The sequence below is a fragment of the Paracoccus sp. (in: a-proteobacteria) genome, from assembly GCF_030538695.1.
Taxonomy (GTDB): Bacteria; Pseudomonadota; Alphaproteobacteria; order Rhodobacterales; family Rhodobacteraceae; genus Paracoccus.
In genome coordinates this window covers 1-17,943 of sequence record NZ_JAUNTN010000016.1, presented here as the reverse complement: position 1 = coordinate 17,943, position 17,943 = coordinate 1, and the positions used below count along the sequence as shown (strand labels likewise).

The following is a 17,943-nucleotide window of genomic DNA, read 5'->3' as shown; positions in this document are numbered from 1 at the left end:
GTTGGTCAGCTGAAATACTGACCGCCATTTGCGCTGATGGTCGAGCCGGTGATGAAACCGGCGTCATCAGAGGCGAGGAAGGCGACACAGCGGGCGATTTCCTCTGGTTCACCAAGGCGGCCGACGGGGATTTGCGGGATGATGCGTTCGTTCAGCACTTTTTCATCAATCGCGCGCACCATCTCTGTTCCGATATAGCCGGGGCAGATGGCGTTGACGGTGATGCCTGCGCGGGCTCCTTCTTGGGCCAGCGCTTTGGTAAAGCCGATGTCGCCCGCTTTCGCTGCGGAATAGTTGGCCTGTCCGGCCTGACCCTTTTGGCCGTTGATCGAGCTGATATTCACGATGCGGCCGAACTTGCGGTCGCGCATTCCGGTCCAGACCGAATGGGTCATGTTGAACAGACCTGTCAGGTTGGTGTCGATGACCTCTTTCCACTGTTGTGGGGTCATTTTGTGGAACATCGCGTCGCGGGTGATTCCGGCATTGTTAACCAGAATGGCGACGGGGCCAAGCTCGGCCTCAACCTGCTGGATGCCGGCGGCGCAGGCGTCATAATCGGCCACCGACCATTTATAGGTCTTGATGCCGGTTTCGGCGGTAAAAGCGGCGGCGGCCTCGTCATTGCCGGCGTAATTGGCAGCGACGGTATAGCCTGCGGCCTTCAGTGCCTTGGAAATTGCGGCACCGATGCCACGGGACCCCCCGGTAACGATAGCAACTTTTGACATTTTCCCCCTCCTGATCTGTCGTGGCTGCGAAATAATGCTACCTGCGGAAGGTTTGGTGCGCAAGATCGTTGCGCACCAAATTGTTGGCCTTAGCGTTCAAGACACATGGCGACGCCCATGCCGCCGCCGATGCAAAGCGTGGCGAGGCCCTTTTTCGCGTCACGGCGGGCCATTTCGAACAGCAGAGTGTTCAGGATGCGCGCGCCGCTGGCACCGATCGGGTGGCCGATGGCGATGGCACCCCCGTTGACGTTCACGATCTCGGGGTTCCAGCCCATGTCCTTGTTCACGGCGCAGGCTTGGGCCGCGAAGGCTTCGTTCGCCTCGACCAGATCGAGGTCCGCGACGTTCCAGCCCGCCTTTTCCAGCGCCTTGCGGCTGGCCGGGATCGGGCCGGTGCCCATGATCGCGGGGTCCAGACCGGCGGTGGCGTAAGAGGCGATGCGGGCCAGCGGGGTCAGGCCGCGGCGGGCGGCTTCGTCTTCGGTCATCACCAGAACCGCCGCCGCACCGTCATTGATGCCGCTGGCATTGGCGGCGGTCACGCTGCCGTCCTTGGTGAAGGCGGGGCGCAGTTTTTGCATCCCTTCGATGGTGGCGCCGTGGCGGATGTATTCGTCCTGATCGACGATGGTGTCGCCTTTGCGGGATTTCACCGTGACCGGCACGATTTCATCAACGAAACGCCCGGCTTTTTGCGCGGCTTCGGCCTTGTTCTGGCTGGCCAGCGCGAATTTGTCCTGCTGCTCGCGCGAGATGTCCCATTGTTTTGCCACGTTCTCGGCGGTCTGGCCCATGTGATAGTTGTTGAACGCGTCCCAAAGGCCGTCGCGGATCATCGTGTCGATCATCTGCATATCGCCCATCTTTTGACCGGGGCGCAGATAGGCAGCGTGAGAGGACAGCGACATATTTTCCTGACCGCCCGCCGCGACGATGGTGGCGTCGCCAAGAATCACCTGCTGCGCCGCCAGCGCGACCGAGCGCAAGCCCGAGCCACAGACCTGGTTAATCAGCCAGGCGGCGGATTCCTTGGAATAGCCCGCCGCAATATGGGCCTGACGTGCCGGGTTCTGACCCTGCGCGGCGGTCAGCACCTGCCCTAGAATGGTCTCGCTGACCTCGGCGGGGTCGATTCCGGCGCGTTCGACAATCGCGCGCAGCACGGTCGCGCCAAGCTCATGCGCGGGCATATTGGCGAAAGACCCCAGAAAGCTGCCGACCGGGGTGCGGGCGGCGGAAACGATCACGGCTTTGGTCATAGAAACTCTCCTCACATGGGCCGGAATCGTTCGGCCATTCGGCGCTAGTTTGGGGGGCTTTGCTGCAAGGTCAACCCGTCTTTACCGCTGGGCGGCAACAGCGGGTGGCGTTTTCCATGGTGGGGCGATGGTTGGTGCGCCGAAGTAATAGCCCTGAAGACAGTCGATCCCCATGTCGATCAGAAATGCGGCCTCATCCGCGGTTTCGACCGATTCGGCCACGGTGAACATATCAAAATGATGGGCGATGGATTGCAGGGCGCGGGTCAACACCTGATTATCGCGGTGATGGGCGATTTCACGGATAAACTGACCGTCAATCTTGATCATGTCAAAGCTGAAATCGCGCAGATAGCGGAACGAGGTATAGCCCGCGCCGAAATCGTCCAGCGCAAAGCTGACGCCGCGCATCTGCAATTCGTCCATGAACGTGCGGACCACATCCGGCATTCCCATGGCCGAGCTTTCGGTGATTTCCAGAATCAGCCGTTCCGCGATCTGGTCGTCACGGCCAATGCCCTGCCGCAAGGTCGCCATCCATTGCGGATAGGTGATCGAACGCGCCGACATATTGACCGACAGCCGCAGTGAGGGTGTTTCACGCAACGCCATCAGCCCAAGATGCAGGGCAAGGCAGTCGATCTGTCGGCCAAGTTCGGTCGTTTCTGCCAGTGGCATGAAGTCACGCAGCGGCACCATGCGCCCGGTGTCGTCGATAATGCGGATCAGCCCCTCATGGAAGGCGGCGACCTGTGGCCGGTCAGCCTGCACCACCGGCTGATAGGCCAGCAGCGCGTCACCACGCTGCACCGCCTGCCTGACATTGGCCAGCGTCATACGGGATTGCCGGTCTATGGCGAAATCCAATGGCGAGGCCATCACCCTGTTATCCGAATCATTCGTGAACATCACACCCTCCTGCGTATGGCCAGCATCGCTATTCTTTCCTAATATCCCGTAAACATCTGCAACTTTTTGGAATCAGGGTTAACGCTATGGTTGAACGCTGTGGGTGGTGTGGTACGGATCAGATCTATACCGATTACCACGACCACGAATGGGGTGTGCCGGAGCGTGACCCTCGGGCATTGTGGGAAAAGCTTGTTCTGGATGGGTTTCAGGCTGGGCTAAGCTGGATCACCATTCTGCGCAAACGCGATGCTTTCCGGGCCGAGTTTGATGGGTTCGACCCTGAGAAAATCGCCGCATGGGACGAAAATCGCGTTAACCAAGCCTTGCAAAATCCTGGCATCGTGCGCCATCGCGGCAAGGTCGAAGCGACGGTGAAAGGGGCGCAGCGGTTCCTTGAGATCGAATCAGCGCAGGGGTTCGCGCCCTTTATCTGGTCTTTTGTCGATGGTCAGGTGGTGCAGAACCGATGGGCGACGCTGGCGGATGTGCCAGCGCAGACGCCCGCCAGCGTGGTCATGTCCAAAGCGTTGAAAAAGGCCGGTTTCAATTTCTGCGGGCCGGTCATTACCTATGCGTTTATGCAGGCGACGGGACTGGTGAACGATCACGTCACCAGTTGCCACCGTCATGCGGCGCTTAGTCGGCCTTGAGCTGCTGAACCACCGCCAGCGCGGCGGGGCTGTCCCATTCGGCGTCGCCCATCAGGCGGGCGACCTCGTTGCCGTCCTTGTCGAACAGTACCGTGACCGGCAGGCCCATGACGCCCAGTTGCCGGGCCAGTGTCATGCTGGCGTCGGTCAGCGTCGGCAGGGTTTCGATGCTTTCATCGGTGAAAAACTTGCGGATTGCCTCGGGCTGGTTGCGGCCTGCGGCAATGGTCAGAACCTGAAAATCCTCGCCACCCTCGGCCTGTTGCAAGCGGTCGAGCGAGGGCATTTCATGCCGGCATGGGGCGCACCACGTTGCCCAAAAGTTCACCAGCAGCGCGGTGCCACGATAATCCGACAGTTTATGCGTGCCGCCGTCAATGTCGGAAAAGGCCGCGTCCGGGGCCGGGGCGTTGTCCACGGCGACCAGCTTGGCCAGCCCGCCTTTGGCTGCGGCGTCAAAGTCGATCGGCCCGGCAAAAGCGGCATTTGCACTGGCCAGCAGCGCCATATAAACAAGCGTCGAACGCAGCATGAATACCCCCAAGGACATGACATGACCGACCAGCCCAAGACCCAAGCCAATACCATGTGGGGCGGTCGCTTTGCCGCTGGGCCGGATGCGATCATGGAGGCGATCAACGCCTCGATTGGTTTCGACAAGCGGCTTTACGCGCAGGATATTGCGGGCAGCCGCGCCCATGCCGCGATGCTTGCGGCGCAGGGCATCATTACCGATAACGATGCAAAGGCAATCCGTGAAGGGCTGCTCACCGTTTTGTCAGAAATCGAAGGTGGGGATTTTCCGTTCTCGACCGCGCTGGAGGACATTCACATGAATGTTGAGGCGCGGCTGAAAGAGATCATCGGTGAACCGGCGGGGCGGCTGCATACGGCGCGGTCGCGCAACGATCAGGTGGCGACGGATTTCCGGCTGTGGGTGCGCGATCAGGCGGATGCGGCGATTGTGGCGATCCGGGGGCTGATCGGCGTGGCGCTGGATCAGGCGCGGGCGGGCGCGGATTGGGTGATGCCGGGCTTTACCCACCTGCAAACCGCGCAGCCGGTGACATGGGGCCATCACATGATGGCCTATGTCGAGATGTTCGGGCGCGATCTGTCGCGGTTTCAGGATGCACGGGCGCGGATGAACGAATCGCCCCTTGGCTCGGCGGCGCTGGCGGGGACGGGGTTCCCGATCGACCGCCATGCGACGGCGCAGGCGCTTGGCTTTGACCGGCCGACGGCGAACAGCCTTGATGCCGTCAGCGACCGCGATTTCGCGCTGGAGTTTCTGGCCGCCGCCAGCATCTGCGCCATGCACCTGTCGCGGCTGGCCGAAGAAATGGTGATCTGGTCTTCGGCCCAGTTCCGTTTCGTGGCGATGTCTGACAAATGGTCCACCGGGTCCAGCATCATGCCGCAAAAGCGCAACCCCGATGCGGCCGAACTGATCCGCGCCAAGATCGGCCGGATTTTCGGTGCGAATGTGGCGCTGATGATGGTGATGAAGGGCCTGCCGCTGGCCTATTCCAAAGATATGCAAGAGGATAAGGAACAGGTCTTTGACGCCGCTGACAACCTGCTGCTGGCGCTGGCGGCGATGGCCGGGATGCTGTCGGATCTGACCGTGAACCGCGAGGCGATGGAGCGTGCGGCGGGCAGCGGGTTTTCCACCGCGACCGATCTTGCCGACTGGCTGGTGCGCGAGGCCGGGCTGCCTTTCCGCGACGCGCATCACGCGACCGGCGCATTGGTGGCGATGGCCGAGGCGCGGGGCCTCGATCTTCCCGACCTGACGCTGAAGGAGATGCAGTCGGTGAATCCTGCCATTACGCAGGCGATTTACGGCGTGCTTGGGGTGCATAACTCGGTCGCGTCGCGGGTCAGCTATGGCGGCACCGCACCGGAACAGGTCCGGGCGCAGATCGCCCGCTGGACCGAGAAACTGGAGGGAATGGCATGAAATCCGTGATTCTGGCCGCTTTGTCTGTGGCGGCGCTGGCCGCTTGTGGCATTGACGGCGCCCCGGTGCGCCCGGATGCGCCCGATGGCGTGCATGTCAGCGGCGAGGCGCGGGTCGGTGTTTCGGCCAGCCTTTAACCTGACCCCGATGCGTCTTGTCTGGGGGGCGCTGGCGCTGATCGGCGCAGGCGTCGGGCTGTGGCGGGGGGATGCGGCTGTTTCGGATTGGGTCGGGCTGCTGACGCTGGCGGCATGGTGCCTGACCGAGACGATGATGCGCCGCAACTGGCTGGCGCTGCTGACCCTTCCGGCGATGCTGCTCGGGATTGGCTGCGCATTGCCGCTTTATCTGTTTATCCGTTCGCGTAAGGTCTTGTGATGGATCATTTCAACTATTTCAACGGTCAGCTTTATGCCGAAGACGTGCCGCTGGCGCAGATTGCCGCGCAGGTCGGCACGCCGGTCTATGTCTATTCGGCAGCGACTTTGACCCGGCATTTCAACCTGTTCCGGCAGGCGCTGGACTGGACCGACCATCTGGTCTGTTTCGCGGTCAAGGCCAACAGCAATCTGGCGGTTCTGCGTCTGCTGGGCAGTCTTGGCGCGGGCATGGATGTGGTGTCAGGCGGCGAATATGCGCGGGCGCGGGCGGCGGGCGTGCCGGGGGAACGGATCGTGTTTTCCGGCGTCGGCAAGACCGTGGCTGAAATGCGCATGGCGATCGAGGGCGGCATCCGCCAGTTTAACATCGAATCCGAACCCGAGATGGAGGCCCTGTCCGCGCTGGCCGCTAGCATGGGCGCGGTGGTGCCTGTCGCGGTGCGGGTGAACCCGGATGTGGACGCCAAAACCCATGAGAAAATCGCCACCGGCAAGTCGGAAAACAAGTTTGGCATCCCCATCGCCCGCGCGCGCGAAGTCTATGCCCGCGCTGCCAGCCTGCCCGGTTTGCAGGTCGTTGGCATTGATGTGCATATCGGCAGCCAGTTGACCGACCTTGAACCCTTCCGGCAGGCGTATCAGAAGGTCGCGGATCTGACGGAGGTGCTGCGGGCGGATGGTCACGCGATCACCCGGCTGGACCTTGGCGGCGGCTTGGGTATTCCCTATCGCCGCGACAATAACGCGCCGCCTCTGCCGATCGAATATGGTCAGGTCATCCGCGAGACTGTCGGTCATCTGGGTTGCGAAATCGAGATCGAGCCGGGCCGCAATATCGCCGGGAACGCAGGCATCCTGCTGACCGAGGTGATTTTCGTCAAACATGGCGAAGGCCGTGATTTCCTGATCGTTGATGCGGCGATGAACGATTTGATCCGCCCGGCGATGTATTCCGCCCATCACGACATCGTGCCGGTGGTGGAATCCGCGCCGGGGGTGGATGTCGCGCCTTATGATGTGGTTGGCCCGGTCTGTGAGACGGGTGACACCTTCAGCAAAGGCGCGGAATTGCCGGCGCTGGCGGCGGGTGATCTGGTCGCGTTCCGCTCGGCCGGAGCCTATGGGGCGGTGATGGCGTCGGAATATAACTCCCGCCCGCTGGTCCCGGAAGTGCTGGTCAGCGGCGATAAATGGGCGGTGATCCGCGCAAGGCCGAGCTTGGAAGACATGCTGGCCCGCGATACCATCCCGGAATGGATCTAGGTCGGGACAAATCGAACCGTTGGCCGGGGGTTTTCCACCCCCGGACCCCCGGAGGATATTTCGGGACAAAAGATAATGCGGCGTCTCGGGCCATTCTGCTGACGCAGGCGGGGCTGTGGTATGAGGTGCTGGCACGGGCATTCTGGCCGCTGGCGGCGGTGCTGGCGCTGGTTTGGGCGGTTTTGACCTTTGTGACCTTGCCCGGATGGGGGCTGGCCGCCGCCGGGATTGTGGTTCTGGTGGCGGCTTTCCGGGGCGTGTGGCGGTTCCGCCCGCCCGCGCGGGGTGAGGCCCTGCGCCGGGTTGATGCGCAACTGCCGGGGCGGCCCCTGTCTGCGCTTGAGGATCGGCAGGCGGTGGGCGAAGGCGGCGCGCTTTGGGCCGCGCATCAGGCGCAGATGGCGCAGGCGGCACAAGCCGCGCGGGCGGTGGCACCCGATGCCGGTCTGGCGCGGCGCGACCCGTTCGGATTGCGGCTGATGGCGGCGCTGGCCTTGGGCATGGCGCTGATCTTTGGCAGCACCGGGCAGGTTGGGCAGGGGCTTGGCGCCTTGGCCGCGGGCCGGGGGGCGCTGCCTGCGGGTGGGCCTTCGTGGGAGGCTTGGGCCGAACCGCCCGCCTATACCCGCCGCCCGGTGATCTATCTGAACGCCTATCCGGGCGATGCGCTGGAACTGCCGCAGGGCAGCCGCATCAGTCTGCGGTTTTATGGTGGCGTGCCGGGCTGGTCCTCGGATCTGGGCGCGATCAGCGGGACCGAGGACGCGCCGGAACTGGCGGTCAATCGGTCCGGCCATCTGGACCTTGGCGACCGGCGGCTTGCGGTGACGGTGCAACCCGATGCGCCGCCGGTGGTCGCGCTTGGCGGGCCGCCCGTGCGCCGTGCTGATGGACGGCTGGTGCAGTCCTTTACCGCCAGCGATGATAATGGGGTCGAGGCGGGGCTGGTGCGGATCAGCCTGAACCTCGATGCCGTGGACCGTCGCTATGGCTTGGCGACCGCGCCTGAGCCGCGCGAGCCGGTGGAAATTGCCCTGCCGCTGCCCGGACCGGGGCGGCGGGCCGATGTCAGCGGGCAGGTGGTTGGCGATCTGGCGCGGCATCCTTGGGCGAACCTGCCGGTGGTGCTGCGGCTGTCGGTTGAGGACGGCATTGGCCAGCAGGCAGAAAGTGTGGAAGCGCAGGTGATCCTGCCGGGGCGGCGCTTTTTTGACCCTTTCGCGGCGGCGCTGATCGAATTGCGCCGGGATTTGCTGTGGTCGCGCGATAATGCGGGACGCTCGGCGCAGCTTTTGCGGGCGATGATCTGGCAGCCCGAAGGCTTTATGACCGACGGTCTGCACGATGATCTGCGCGGCGTGGTCGCGCTGCTGGAGGCCGGGCCGCTGACCCCCGATGCCCGCGATGCACTGGCCGAGGCGCTGTGGCAGGCTGCCGTTCAGCGTGAGGATGGCGGGCTGGATGACGCGCTGGCCCGGATGCAGCACGCGCAGCAAAAGCTGTCCGAGGCGATCCGTCAGGGCGCCAGCCCCGACGAGATTCAACGCCTGATGGATGAGCTGTCGCAGGCCACCCGCGACTATACCGATATGCTGGCCGAGCGCGGGGAAGATCCGGCCGAACGCTTTGACCGCAGCCCGCAGCAGGGCGAGATGCTGACCGGCGACCGTATTCAGCAGATGATGGACGAGATTCAGCGCCTGATGAACGAGGGCCGCATGGCCGAGGCGCAGGAATTGTTGCAGCAATTCAACCGGATGATGGAAAATCTGCGGGTGCGTAACACCGAGGGCGAGGGGCGCGGGCGCGACGGGCCTTCGGGACGGCTGGCGGATTCGCTGCGGCAGCAGCAGGAACTGGCGGATGAAAGTTTCCGCCGGATGCAGGAGCAATACGGCCAGCAGGCGCAGCCTGGTAACAGCGATGAGATGGCCGACCGTCAGCGTGCGCTGCGCGAGGAACTGGGCCGTCAGCGCGGCATGGCACCGGGGCAAGGCACGCCCGAGGGCGACGCTGCGCAGCAGCAGATGGACCGCGCCGGTCGCGCCATGCGCGAGGCCGAAGACGCGCTGCGTCGGGATGACCCTGGCGGCGCGATGGACCGTCAGGCCGAAGCCATCGAGGCGATGCGCGAAGCCATGCGCGGGCTTGACCGGATGGCGCGGGGCGAGCAGGGCCAGCCCGGCGCCGATCAACAGGGGCAGGGCGAGGGAGAGGCACAAAGCCGCTCGGGCCAGCCTGATGGCAGCGGCGGTTCCGGCAGCGTGGTGCCGCAGGCGCGGCGGATGGAGACCGACCCGCTGGGCCGTGTCCTGCCGGGCGAAGGCGGCGAGGTGAACCAAGGCGATATTTCCGGCGCTCTGACCGACCCCGGCAGCCGCGCCCGCGACCTTCTGGACGAAATCCGCCGCCGCAGCACCGAACCCGCCCGCCCGCGCGATGAACGCGACTATCTGGGCCGGCTGCTGGATCGGTTTTAGGGGAGCAGCCTGCGTGGTCGTTGCTTTGGTTCCGGCGTTCTGGAACGCCTGTCCGCGATGCTTGCGGAACCAGTTCAGGGGCCATTCCGTGCTGAAGGCGGGCGGCGATGATGGACCATCCCGTTGCCGTGTGATTGCTCACCTGATCGACAAGATGAAGGGATCGTGACGCTTCCTTCGGATTGGGGGCATGGTCCCCGCACCCAATGGGGATGAACCGGCCAGCAAGGCGGCAGGTGGTGGTATCTGCGCGACGCCGGGAACGGGGTCGAAATGGATGCCGCTGTCGAACAGGCAAAGCCCTTTTGCTGCGTCCGTCGCGGATGCGGCCTTTCTTGGGTTTGCGATCATGCCGCCCGGTGGCGCGGGCAGCATGTCCTTCAGGCGCGGGAATAGCCCTGACTGGTGGCGATCAGGTGGCGGGCATAGTCGGTTTGAGCGGTGCCGCTGCGCAGGGTGGCGGTGTCCATCACCTCGGTGATCCGGCCATGCTGCATCACCGCCAGCCGGTCGCAGAGATGGCCGACGACGGCAAGATCGTGGCTGACCATCACATAGGTCAGCCCGTGTTCCGCCCGCAGATCGGCCAGCAAGTTCAGGATTTCGGCCTGAACCGAGACATCCAGCGCCGAAGTGGGTTCATCCAGCAGCAGCAACCGCGCATCCCCGGCCAGCGCGCGGGCGATGGCGATGCGCTGGCGCTGACCGCCGGAAAGCTGATGCGGATAGCGGAACCGGAATCCCCGACCCAGGCCCACATCGTTCAGCAGCAGATCAATGCGGCTGTCGATGTCGCGGATACCCTGTAAATGCAGGGTTTCCGACAGCACCCGATCGACCGAGTGGCGCGGGTGCAGGCTGGCATAAGGATCCTGAAACACCATCTGCACCTTGCGCAGAAAGCTGCGGTCGCGGCGGGTGCCTTTGACGGGTTGACCCTGAACCTCGATCTGGCCGGACCATGTGGGGATCAGCCCGGCGATGGCCCGCAGGATGGTGGACTTGCCAGAACCGGATTCGCCCACAAGGCCGAAGCTTTCGCCGGGGGCGACGCTGAACCCGGCATCCTGCACGGCGTCCACCCGGTCGGGCGCATGGCCAAACCAGACGTTCAGCCCCTGCACATTCAGCATCGGTTGCATGTCAAAGCCCTCCCGGCAGGGTGGTGGTCTGTTCCTCGTCGCGCCAACTGTCCTGACGTTGCAGCACCGGCAGACGCGGCACCGGCGCGTCAAGGCGCGGCAAGCTGTTCAGCAGCCCTTGCGTATAGGGGTGGCGGGCGTTGTGCAGTTCGCTGGCGGGCAGGGTCTCGACGATGCGGCCCGCATACATGATCTGCACCCGGTCGCAGAACTGCGCCACAAGGTTCAGGTCATGGCTGATAAACATCAGCCCCATGCCGCGTTCACGGACCAGCGCATCCATGATGTTCAGCACTTCGGCCCGCACCGACACATCCAGGGCCGAGGTCGGTTCATCCGCGATCAGGATTTCCGGGTCAGGGGTCAGCATCATGGCGATCATAATGCGCTGTCCCATGCCGCCAGAGACCTCATGCGGGTAGCTGTCGAACACCCGTTCCGGGTCGCGGATCTGGACGGCGGCCAGCATTTCCAGCGCCTTTTGCCGGGCATCCGCGCGGCTGGTGCGGCTGTGCAGGCGGATGGTCTCGGTGATCTGGCGGCCGATGGACAGGACCGGGTTCAGGCTGAACTTTGGGTCTTGCATCACCATGCTGATGCGTGCGCCACGGATCTGGCGCATCTCGCGCTCTGGCAGGTTCAGGATCGACCGCCCGTCCAGCGTCATGTGATCTGCGGTGACACGGCCCGGCGCGCGGACAAGGCCCAGCAGGGCGCGGCCGGTCATTGACTTGCCCGAGCCGGATTCGCCCACCACCCCAAGCCGCTCTCGGCCAAGGTCAAAGCTGACGCCGCGCACGGCATCAAAGCTGCCCTGACGGGTGGGAAAGCTGACCCGCAGGTTGCGCACGGACAGCAGCGGTTCGGTCATTGCGCACCCCCTTTCGGGTCCAGTACGTCGCGCAGCCCGTCGCCCAGCAGGTTAAAGGCAAGGCTGGTAATGAAAATCGCCATCCCCGGCGCGGCGGCGACCCACCAGTAATCCAGAATGAACTGACGCCCTTCCGAGATCATCTGCCCCCATTCTGCCATCGGCGGCTGCGCACCAAGGCCAAGAAAGCCAAGCCCGGCAGCGGACAGGATGATCCCCGCCATATCCAGCGCCACCCGCACGATCAGGCTGGACACGCAGAGCGGCCAGATATGCCCGATCAGCAGCCGCAGCGGCCCCGCGCCTTGCAGCCGGGCGGCGGCGATAAAGTCGCTGTTGCGGATGGTCAGCGTTTCGGCCCGCGCCAGTCGGGCATAGGGTGGCCATGCGGTCAGTGCCAGCGCCAGCACCGCATTGCCGATGCCGGGGCCAAGGGCTGCCACAAAGGCCAGCGCCAGGATCAGCTTGGGGAAGGCCAGAAAGATGTCGGTCACACGCATCAGCACCTGATCGACCCAACCGCCTGCGAAACCGGCAATGGTGCCGATGGCCAACCCAAGGATCGGTGCGATCAGCGCCACGGTGCCGACGATGAACAGCGTTACCCGACTGCCCCAGATCAGCCGCGACAGGATGTCCCGGCCAAGGTTGTCAGTCCCCAGCCAGTGCTGCGTATCGGGAAAGGCCAGCCGGTTGCCAAGGTTCTGCGCATAGGGATCATGCGGCGCGATCCATGGCGCGAAAGCCGCCACCAGCAGCAACCCGACCAGCACCATCAGCCCGGCCAGCGCCAGCCGGTTCGCCTTGAAGGTCAGCCAGCCCTGATAGATCCGCCCCAGCCGCGCCTGACGACGGCTTGCGGGGGCGTCGGACAACAGCCAGTCCTTTGTCAGTTGGTTCATTTCGACCTCGGGTCCAGCAGGCGATAGATGATGTCGGACAACAGGTTCAGCCCGATAAAACACAGCCCGATCACGAATGTGCCACCAAGCACGGCGTTCATGTCCCCGGCCAGCAGCGCCTTGGTCACATATTGACCGATGCCGGGCCAACTGAAGATGATCTCGGTCAGCACCGACCCTTCCAGCAGCGAGCCAAAGGACAGCGCAATCACCGTCACCAGCGGGATCGAGATATTGCGGAAGGCGTGGCCCCAGATGACCTGCCGTTCCGACAATCCCTTGACGCGGGCGGTGGTGATATATTCGGCGGTCAGTTGCTCCAGCATGAAACTGCGGGTCATGCGGCTGATATAGGCAAGGCTGAAATAGCCCAGCAGGCTGGCGGGCAGGATGATATGGCTGAAGGCGTCCCTGAACGCGGCCCAGTCCCCGGCCAGCAGCGAATCGACCAGAATCATGCCGGTGACGGTCGGCACCATGCCGTCATAGATGATGCCCTGACGGCCCGGCCCGCCGACCCAGCCAAGCACACCGTAAAACAGCAGCAGCGCCATCAGACCCAGCCAGAAAATCGGCATGGAATACCCCACCAGCGCCACCACGCGGGCGATCTGGTCGGCCCAGCCGCCCCGGCGGGCGGCGGCGATCACGCCCAGCGGCACCCCCGCCAGCACCCCGATCAGTGTGCCGAGCGTGGCCAGCTCCAGCGTGGCGGGGAACACCCGGCGGATGTCATCAGCCACCGGATGCCCGGTCGAGATCGAGCGCCCGAAATCCCCCCGCAGCACATCACCGATATAGATAAAAAACTGTTGCCACAGCGGTTTATCAAGGCCCATGGCGATGCGGGCGGCCTCGTATTGGGCCTGCGTGGCGCGCTCGCCCACGACTTTCAGCACCGGATCAATCGGCATGACCCGACCGATGATGAATGTCACCAGCAGCAGGCCAACGACGGTCAGCACAAAGGACAAAAGCAGGCCGCCAATGCCACGCGCCCGACGCGCCCAAAGGGCTGCACGATAGCTTGGGGGGCGGTTTTCCCGCCCCCCGTTGGTGTCAGTTGCGGTCAACTTATTCGCCTTTGGTCACTTGGGCATAGGACACATCGGTGACGGAACCGCCCGCCGACCAGTTCTGGATATTGGCCTGCATCACCGCCTGTTCGATTTTCTGGAACAGCGGCACGATCGGGGCAGAGTTCTGATATTCCACCTGAATGTCACGATACATCTGTTCGCGCTTGGCGGTGTCGCCCTCGGTCACGGCGGCGGCCACGGCGTCATTCATCGCCTGCGGCACGGCATAGGCGTTGCGCCATGCAAGGCTGCCGGTCAGGCGGGCCTCGTCGCTGTTGTCGGGGTTCCAGGCAAAAGTGCCGGCGTTGGTCTGCGGGTCGGCGTAATCCGGCCCCCATTCGCCAATGAAGATCGGCACTTCGCGGGCGCGATAGCCGTCCAGCACCTGCGCGCCGGTCATCTGTTCGATGTTCAGCGTCAGCCCGACCTGCGCCATCGCGCCTTGCAGCGCCTGCGCGGTGTTGACGTATTCGGGAATGTCGCGCACGCGGGTGGTCACGGTGCCGCTGGTGATCCCGGCTTCGGTCAGGATCTGGCGGGCCTTTTCCACATTGTAATCCCACGGCAGATCATTGACCGCACCCAGATAGCCGGCAGGCAGGAAGGATTGATGCGGGGTGAACTGGCCCTTCAGGAAGCTGCCCGAGATCCCGTCATAATCGACCAGATGTTTCATCGCCTGCACGACGGCAGGGTTCGACAGCAGCGGGTCTTTCTGGTTCAGGCCCATATAGAGGATCTTGCCGCGTTCTTCGTTATTGACCTTCAGCGCGGCGTTGTCCTCGACCCCGCCCACATCCGAGGGGTTCAGGTTCCGTGCCACGTCAACATCACCACGTTCCAGCAGCAGGCGCTGGGTGGCGCTTTCCTGCACGTTGCGGATGATCACGCGGTTCAGCTTGGGCGCACCGGCCCAGTGATCCGCATTTGCGGTCAGCGACAGCGCCTCGTTCGGGCGCCATTGCGCCAGCACCCAGGGGCCGGAACCGGCGCTGTTGGTGGACAGCCAGCCGTTGCCAAGGTCGTCGCCCTGTGCATTGGCCAGCGCGGTTTCTTTATCCACGACGCTGGCAACGCTGGCCGACAGACAGTTCAGCACAAAGGACACCGCATAGGGCTTGTCCATTTCAAAGATCAGCTTGTTGCCGTCAGCGCGGACCATCTGATCGACGTTATCCGCCGACAGGCCGAACTGGTTCAGGATAAAGGCCGGGGATTTGTCCAGCTTGACCGCGCGCTGGATCGACCAGGCGGCGTCCTCGGCCCGGACGGGGTTGCCGGACTGGAACTTTGCGCCGTCGCGGATGGTAAAGGTGATGGTCTTGCCGTCCTCGCTGACCTCCCACGATTCGGCCAGCTCGGGCTGAACGCCCTTGTCCAGATCCAGCGGGTCGAAATCGACCAGCTTGTCATAAAGGTTCTTGGTGACATCATTGCCGCTGAACTCAAAGCTCTGTGCCGGGTCAAGGCTGATGATGTCGTCGATCTGCGCCGCCACCACCAGCGTGTCGGCGGGGGTCTCGGCATAGGCCGCCGGAGCAAAAGCAACAGCCGTTGCCAGCAGCAAGGCGCGGGTCGAGATGGTTTTCATGGTGTTTTCCCTGTCGTTCCTGCGCCGGTTCGGGCGCTGATAGATGGCGATATTCCGGCGAAGCACAAGCGAAAGCAAGCCCTGCCGAAACGAACAGGTCTAACGGTCGGTATGTGCCTGTTTCAGCGGCAGCGGTGCCGCTTACCTCCGCAGATCGTCGGGCATCACGCCGTCAGGGATGTTCTGATAGCTGACCGGCCGCAGGAACCGGTGGATCGACAGGGTTCCGACCGATGTTGCGCCGAAATTGGTGCTGGCGGGATAGGGGCCGCCGTGAACCATGGCATCGGCGACCTCGACGCCGGTAGGAAAGCCATTGAACAACACTCGTCCTGCCTTGCGTTCCAGAACCGGCAACAGGTCGCGGGCCAGAGCGGTGTCGTCTGCATCCATGTGGATGGTGGCGGTCAGCTGTCCCTCGAACCCACGGGCCAGCCGCTGCATATCGTCAGGCGAGGCGACGCGCACCACCAGACCCAGCGGGCCGAACACCTCTTCGCCCAGGGCGTGATCTTGCAGATAGGCTTCAGTGGTGGTCTCGAACAGGTTGGGGCTGGCCTGGCGGCCCACGTCCTCATTGCCCAGCAGTTCACGCACGGTATTACGTTTGGTGAAGCGTGCGCGGCCTTCGCGATAGGCCGTCGCAATGCCATCGGTTAGCATGACCTGCGGCCCGACTTTGGCCAGCGCCTTGGTCGCAGCCTGAACAAAGGCGTCGCCTTCGGGGCCTTCGGCAACAATCGCGATGCCGGGATTGGTGCAGAACTGCCCCGCGCCCATGATCAGCGATGCGGCCCAGCCTTCGCCGATTGCCGCACCCCGTGCCGCCGCGGCAGCAGGCAGGATAAACATCGGATTGACCGAGCCAAGCTCGCCAAAGAACGGGATCGGCTCGAGCCGCGCAGCGCAGAGATCGAACAGCGCCCGCCCGCCCGCAAGGCTGCCGGTAAAGCCGACCGCCTTAATCAGCGGGTGCTGGACCAGAGCCTGCCCGACATCGCGCCGCCCGCCTTGGATCAGGCTGAACACGCCCGGATGCAGGCCCAGCCGCGCGCGGGCAGCATGGATCGCCTCGGCCACGATTTCGCCGGTGCCGGGATGGGCCGAATGACCCTTGACCACCACCGGACAGCCCGCCGCCAGAGCCGCCGCCGTGTCCCCGCCGGCGACCGAAAACGCCAGCGGAAAGTTCGACGCACCAAACACCGCAACCGGGCCGATGGGGCGCTGCATCATCCGCAGATCGGGACGCGGCAAGGGCTGACGGTCAGGCAGCGCCGGGTCATGGCGCCGGTCCAGATAGTCGCCCTTGCGAATATGGTCCGCGAACAGCCGCAACTGGCCTGTTGTGCGGCCACGTTCGCCGTTCAGGCGCGCTTCGGGCAGGCCGGTTTCCTGTGTGCCGATTTCCGTGATGGCATCGGCGCGGGATTCAATTTCGTCCGCGATGGCGTCCAGAAACGCTGCACGGGTTTCGCGGCTGGCATAGCCATAATCCCAAAACGCGTCCTCGGCCGCCTGCGCGGCACGGTCCACCAGATCGACGGTGCCAACCGCGAAATCATGCGCCGGACCATGCGCGGGTTCGGACCGGAAGGTCTGATCCCCGCCAACCCATTCGCCTGCAATCAGATGTTTGCCATGTGGTGTGAAGGTCATCTCAGCGCCCCGTTTTTTGACGCCATTCGGCGTATTTCTGTTGGTTTTCGTCCTTGGTGGATGGATACAGCCCGATGATCCCGGCGCCTGCCTGCACCTGCTCCAGCACGAAGTCCTCATAGCTTTCCATACCGGTGCATTCCTCGGCAATTTCATCGGCCAGATGCGCCGGAATGACCATCACCCCGTCCCCATCGCCCAGTAGCACATCGCCCGGAAATACCGCGACATCGCCGCAGGCGACAGGCACATTGATGTCCAGCGCCTCGTGCAGCGTTAGGTTGGTGGGGGCCGAAGGGCGCGCGTAATAGGCGGGCATGTCCAGTGCACCGATCCCTTCGGCATCACGGAAACCTCCGTCCGAGACCACACCCGCCGCGCCACGCAGTGCCAGCCGGGTTATCAGGATCGACCCCGCCGTGGCGGCGCGGGCATCCTTACGCGCATCCATGACCAGCACATGACCGGGCGGACAGGTTTCCACCGCCACGCGCTGCGGATGGTCGGCGTTACGGAACACGGTAATCGGGTTGCGATCCTCACGCGCGGGAATATAGCGCAGGGTGAACGCCTGCCCAACCATATTTTCGGGCTTGCGCGCCACCGGCACCACGCCCTGAATGAACTGGTTGCGCAGCCCTCGTTTATAGAGCGCCGTCGCAACCGATGCGGTCGAGACCTTTTTCAGCTTCTCGCGGGTTGTATCGGAAAGGATATAATCGGTCATGTGAACCCTCAGATCAGGTGATTGGCGGCCATAAAGGCGTTCAGTTTGGTTTGTTGTGCGGCGGTCAGCGGCCATGCGGATGGCGGGCGGGTCGGGCCGCAGTCCAGACTCTGCGCGATCAGCGCGGCCTTGACCCCGGTGACGTTGGTTCCGTTCATTTCCTCGGCCCGGATATCCTCGAAGGCGCGCATCCCGGCGATCAGAGCGTTGGCGGCGTGGTAATCCCCGCCCTCAAGCGCCGCATGAATCGCCAGCGACCTTTCCGGCCAGACATTGATCAGGCCCGAGGTAAACCCGCGCGCGCCCACGGCATAAAAACTGGGCGCCCAGA

General features: G+C 63.9%; 18 protein-coding genes. 6 read left to right on the top strand and 12 right to left on the bottom strand.

What is annotated here, in order from left to right; translation table 11 throughout:
* Nucleotides 1-5: 5 nt before the first annotated feature.
* The 3 genes from phbB to Q4G24_RS10275 all read right to left on the bottom strand — a co-directional run bounded on the left by phbB (nucleotide 6) and on the right by Q4G24_RS10275 (nucleotide 2,902).
* Entirely contained in the window at nucleotides 6-731 is a 726-nt protein-coding gene (phbB, locus tag Q4G24_RS10285; protein ID WP_303366441.1) for an acetoacetyl-CoA reductase, read from the bottom strand.
* A gap of 89 nt (nucleotides 732-820) precedes the next feature.
* The gene (locus Q4G24_RS10280) at nucleotides 821-1,993 is read right to left on the bottom strand and encodes an acetyl-CoA C-acetyltransferase (protein WP_303366440.1); all 1,173 of its coding nucleotides are present in this window, start codon (nucleotides 1,991-1,993) and stop codon (nucleotides 821-823) included.
* An 81-nt stretch (nucleotides 1,994-2,074) separates the two neighbouring features.
* The gene (locus Q4G24_RS10275; RefSeq protein WP_303366439.1) at nucleotides 2,075-2,902 is read right to left on the bottom strand and encodes an EAL domain-containing protein; all 828 of its coding nucleotides are present in this window, start codon (nucleotides 2,900-2,902) and stop codon (nucleotides 2,075-2,077) included.
* Between the two features lie 86 nt (nucleotides 2,903-2,988).
* Between Q4G24_RS10275 and Q4G24_RS10270 the strand changes: the two genes are divergently transcribed.
* A complete protein-coding gene (locus tag Q4G24_RS10270) occupies nucleotides 2,989-3,555 on the top strand; it encodes a DNA-3-methyladenine glycosylase I (RefSeq protein ID WP_303366438.1) in 567 nt (188 codons plus the stop codon).
* Here Q4G24_RS10270 and Q4G24_RS10265 read toward each other — a convergent pair.
* Nucleotides 3,542-4,087 carry a TlpA disulfide reductase family protein gene (locus tag Q4G24_RS10265; RefSeq protein ID WP_303366437.1) on the bottom strand — a complete coding sequence of 182 codons (546 nt, stop codon included), beginning with the start codon at nucleotides 4,085-4,087 and terminating at the stop codon, nucleotides 3,542-3,544. The two genes, Q4G24_RS10270 and Q4G24_RS10265, sit on opposite strands and share 14 nt — an antisense overlap.
* Nucleotides 4,088-4,108: 21 nt before the next feature.
* Between Q4G24_RS10265 and argH the strand changes: the two genes are divergently transcribed.
* Genes argH through Q4G24_RS10240 form a run of 5 tightly spaced genes read left to right on the top strand, consistent with a single transcriptional unit; the run spans nucleotide 4,109 to nucleotide 9,641 of the window.
* On the top strand, nucleotides 4,109-5,518 hold the full coding sequence (gene argH, locus Q4G24_RS10260) for an argininosuccinate lyase (RefSeq protein WP_303366436.1): 1,410 nt from the start codon (nucleotides 4,109-4,111) through the stop codon (nucleotides 5,516-5,518).
* Complete coding sequence (locus tag Q4G24_RS10255; protein ID WP_303366435.1) at nucleotides 5,515-5,655, top strand: hypothetical protein; 141 nt, start codon at nucleotides 5,515-5,517, stop codon at nucleotides 5,653-5,655. Before argH ends, Q4G24_RS10255 begins: the two co-directional genes overlap by 4 nt.
* A gap of 10 nt (nucleotides 5,656-5,665) precedes the next feature.
* Complete coding sequence (locus Q4G24_RS10250; protein WP_303366434.1) at nucleotides 5,666-5,896, top strand: DUF2834 domain-containing protein; 231 nt, start codon at nucleotides 5,666-5,668, stop codon at nucleotides 5,894-5,896.
* Complete coding sequence (gene lysA, locus Q4G24_RS10245) at nucleotides 5,896-7,161, top strand: diaminopimelate decarboxylase (protein ID WP_303366433.1); 1,266 nt, start codon at nucleotides 5,896-5,898, stop codon at nucleotides 7,159-7,161. Before Q4G24_RS10250 ends, lysA begins: the two co-directional genes overlap by 1 nt.
* On the top strand, nucleotides 7,152-9,641 hold the full coding sequence (locus Q4G24_RS10240) for a DUF4175 domain-containing protein (RefSeq protein WP_303366432.1): 2,490 nt from the start codon (nucleotides 7,152-7,154) through the stop codon (nucleotides 9,639-9,641). The genes lysA and Q4G24_RS10240 overlap by 10 nt, the downstream gene beginning before the upstream one ends.
* Before the next feature lie 380 nt (nucleotides 9,642-10,021).
* Here the strand turns inward: Q4G24_RS10240 and Q4G24_RS10235 are convergent, their stop codons facing one another.
* The 8 genes from Q4G24_RS10235 to Q4G24_RS10200 form a co-directional block, all read right to left on the bottom strand.
* Complete coding sequence (locus Q4G24_RS10235; protein WP_303366535.1) at nucleotides 10,022-10,774, bottom strand: ABC transporter ATP-binding protein; 753 nt, start codon at nucleotides 10,772-10,774, stop codon at nucleotides 10,022-10,024.
* A 10-nt stretch (nucleotides 10,775-10,784) separates the two neighbouring features.
* Nucleotides 10,785-11,654 (bottom strand): ABC transporter ATP-binding protein, encoded by an 870-nt coding sequence (locus tag Q4G24_RS10230; protein ID WP_303366431.1) that lies wholly within the window; start codon nucleotides 11,652-11,654, stop codon nucleotides 10,785-10,787.
* A complete protein-coding gene (nikC, locus tag Q4G24_RS10225; RefSeq protein ID WP_303366430.1) occupies nucleotides 11,651-12,556 on the bottom strand; it encodes a nickel transporter permease in 906 nt (301 codons plus the stop codon). Before nikC ends, Q4G24_RS10230 begins: the two co-directional genes overlap by 4 nt.
* Complete coding sequence (locus tag Q4G24_RS10220; RefSeq protein ID WP_303366534.1) at nucleotides 12,553-13,545, bottom strand: ABC transporter permease; 993 nt, start codon at nucleotides 13,543-13,545, stop codon at nucleotides 12,553-12,555. The genes nikC and Q4G24_RS10220 overlap by 4 nt, the downstream gene beginning before the upstream one ends.
* A gap of 85 nt (nucleotides 13,546-13,630) precedes the next feature.
* Nucleotides 13,631-15,226: an ABC transporter substrate-binding protein gene (locus tag Q4G24_RS10215; protein WP_303366429.1), complete on the bottom strand. Its 1,596-nt coding sequence runs from the start codon at nucleotides 15,224-15,226 to the stop codon at nucleotides 13,631-13,633.
* Nucleotides 15,227-15,367: 141 nt separating this feature from the next.
* Entirely contained in the window at nucleotides 15,368-16,885 is a 1,518-nt protein-coding gene (locus Q4G24_RS10210) for an aldehyde dehydrogenase (NADP(+)) (RefSeq protein WP_303366428.1), read from the bottom strand.
* Between the two features lies 1 nt (nucleotide 16,886).
* The gene (locus tag Q4G24_RS10205) at nucleotides 16,887-17,612 is read right to left on the bottom strand and encodes a ribonuclease activity regulator RraA (protein ID WP_303366427.1); all 726 of its coding nucleotides are present in this window, start codon (nucleotides 17,610-17,612) and stop codon (nucleotides 16,887-16,889) included.
* Between the two features lie 8 nt (nucleotides 17,613-17,620).
* A partial coding sequence (locus Q4G24_RS10200; protein ID WP_303366426.1) for a dihydrodipicolinate synthase family protein occupies nucleotides 17,621-17,943 on the bottom strand: 323 nt, incomplete at its 5' end.